Source organism: Rhizobium sp. SEMIA 4085 (assembly GCF_013004495.1).
GTDB lineage: Bacteria > Pseudomonadota > Alphaproteobacteria > Rhizobiales > Rhizobiaceae > Rhizobium > Rhizobium gallicum.
The window spans coordinates 1-2,973 of record NZ_JABEPH010000530.1 but is presented as its reverse complement, the minus strand read 5'-3'; the positions used below and the strand labels follow the sequence as shown (position 1 = coordinate 2,973).

The 2,973-nt window shown below is 55.0% G+C and carries 1 protein-coding gene and 1 pseudogene; both read right to left on the bottom strand.

Annotated features, from left to right (window positions below):
• Positions 1–1,992 (bottom strand): restriction endonuclease (locus C9413_RS30440; protein WP_170251349.1); only part of this gene is annotated, 1,992 nt, incomplete at its 3' end.
• A 444-nt stretch (positions 1,993–2,436) separates the two neighbouring features.
• Positions 2,437–2,592: pseudogene (locus C9413_RS30435) on the bottom strand (IS3 family transposase); the annotation flags it as partial.
• Positions 2,593–2,973: the final 381 nt, after the last annotated feature.

Here is a 2,973-nt window from a genome sequence, read left to right as displayed (position 1 = left end):
ACAAACAGAAAGAAAGAAGAAATAAAAAAAAAAGGTAAAAAAGAAAAAAAAAAACACGTAGAACAAGAAAGAAAAGGAAAAAAGGAGTACTGTGAGGTAAACGGAGAGCAGCACAAGAACAAAGAGACTTGGATAGCATTTGAGGAACCAAAAAAAGTCGCGGGAAAGGAGCAGAGAGTAGGAGTCGGTGTACCTGATATTCGGGCGGCGCTGCTGTCGCAATCTGCTGATGAAGGCAGGCAGATCGGGCGCGTTCCACCATAGATGCCGCCACACCCTTCTGCGAAGGTAGGCGATGAGAGATCGATCGTTCTTTTTCGAAAGTATATCCTCGATGAAGTCGAAAAAGATATCGACGCGTTCTTCCCCCGAAAGCGCACCGGACTTTATGGAGGAAATTACAATCGATGCCAGATCCCCGGCTTCTTCCGCTGGCATATGTCGCGCAAACGACCAAATGCGCATCGTCGTTTGGTAGGAGCGGCTCGCCTCCAAGAGAACGGCGAGGACCTTGCTGTCGCGGATCTTCCGCGACAGAAAATCCTGGAGGGAGGGATTTATGAAATTCAGGCGACCGTCGTGAACCGTGACAAAGGAGGAATTGATCTCCCGGATCGTATCTTCGAAAGCGCTGCCGCCGACCCGACCGACAAGAGCGAGCTTAAAGCCCTCCAAGGCCTGGTCGAAGAACGGCTCCAATTGATCGAATGGAACGCCGTAGCCTGTGATCCCTCCGAAATTGCCGGACACGAAAAGACAGAAGAGAAACGCCCTTGCAGTTTGGCTTATGTGAGCGGCGAATGCCTTTTCCCAGATTTTGTCCGGGTTTTTGAGCGTGGCCATGAACGCGCTCGGATAATTGCTTGGCGCAATGTCGCGAACGTGGGGGTGATCGGTCATCCATTCGATGAGCCGTGGCATGTAATTTGGATGATCAATGATAGGTCCGATACATCCCCTGTCGATCAGGGCCCGTACGGCCTTGTTGTCAATATCCGAATGATAGAGATGATTGTACAATATGAGGGCGCGCTCGCGCCTGCTATAGGCACTGAGATCCAAGACCAAGTCAGTCAACCTGACACGGTCATCGTCCAAAGCCTCGGACTTCATTCGGGCGGTCTGCAGGAAGTAGGAGCGGCTGGTCAGGATAAGGCGTTTGTCAGCCTCGAAGCGAACCCTCGAGAAGAATTTAACAAGCCTCCCCTCTTCAGTTCCCGAAAGGCTGCTTTCGAGACCGATATTCCCGAGAAAGTCGTCAAACAGAAAAATCTGCTTCGCGGCTGGATCAAGTGCTTTGAACCCTTCCTCGGGATTGAAGATCGACACGACCGCCCATCCCTCATGAAGGTATTCGGCAGCCAGGGCCTCGGACAATGTGGTTTTGCCCGCGCCCGGTGGTCCGGAAATGATCAGGACATGAAAATTATCGAGGATCGTCTTTGCGCGCCCGACAGCCCGCGTGGGGACGAAAGTCTTCAGGGTTCGCTTAATGTCGTGAAGTGTCGCTTCGGAGGCGGCAACGATGTGACTGTTGAGGAGATCACGCAGGACCGGGGCGCTTTGGATCCAGAGTTTGATATGGCGCCTTTCAACATCTCCGTGTTTTTGCAACAGTGCGTTTAGCTCGGTCTGACCCCAGATGTCGCCAACCGAAACCGAAGGGTGGTTGAGACACGCCTTGAGTCTGTCTTTTTGTTGGGGATTCAGCGGCTGAGACGTTATAAAAATGTATCGGGATGGCGTCAGGTTCGTCAGCTTTTTGCTTTCTTCTTTGGCAGCGTTTTCGAGATTTGCCCAACTGCTATTTCGGTAGTGTTTGACCTGAACAATGATCCGGCTGCCGTCTTGCTCATGCCGCCCGTCAATCCCCCAGTCGCGGCCCTCGGCAAAGGTTTCGAACGGAAGACCAAGTTCGGCTGCAGCCAAGTCGACGCAAAGCGCTTCAAACTCCACCGGTGAAAGGGTTTTGAAGTCATAATTTTGGGACATGTCGACGCTCCAATCCGACTTGTGAAAGCCTGACATCACTGATAAGAACAGTCAAACGCGCGCTGGGTCTCCGGGGAATCAACATGCCATACCGTCGGCCGGTAATAGCTACTCCGCTGCTTCGCGGAATGTGTCCTCCTCAAGCACCGTCGCGTCGCCCTCAAGATCATCGTTGTTATCCAGGTTTCCGGATCAGCTCGTTACCCGCAGGAGTGGCCCGGGCCCGACCATCGTGAGCCCGTATTTCCATCTTATCGGGGGCAACCAACCCCGCCAGCCATCATTCTTGAAAATGGATTGGGCAATCGCGCCGCGATTACCCCATGTGTGAGCAACCGGCGGAAACGCGAAGCTTTCATCTCTTTCGCCTCGACAACGAGCGTCGGCGTTTCGGCTACCGGCGACTGTCCGTCCTGCTTCGGCGGGAGGGAGGGCCGTCCGGGGTAGCTTTGCTCGCAACTCGGTCTCCGGCGGTCGGCAGGACCGATATCGTATCATCTTCCGATCGGCGGATATGATCTGGCAGGCCCGGCGTTCCGAAAGACCCATCACAGTCTTCAGATGCGCGACGGCGTCGCCCTTGGCGGCGGGCCCTACCATTAATGGGGTGGTGCGCCACGTCACCCCGTCGAGCTCCGAGGGCGGCAAACCGAAGGAGGTTGCAATGCCAAACCGCAATGTGCCGCGTCCACGGCCCCTTCCTCGCGATAGAGCCGATAGATGCGGTTGAGACTTTCCGTTCGCAAGCGGAAAGCCAGGCAGCGTGCTGCACGCGTGCACCGGTCCTCGGAAGCGACGGAGAACCAGTCCAACAGGTTCGCTTCCGACGGGACACACTGCTGCAGTTCTTTGAACGCGCGGCGCCCGCAATCGTGGGGATGGAATCGTGCGCCGGCTCTCAGTGGATTGCCAGGAAGATACAGGCACCAGGACATACGGTGCGCTCTATCCCTGCTCAACTCTTGAACCCCGACGTCCAAG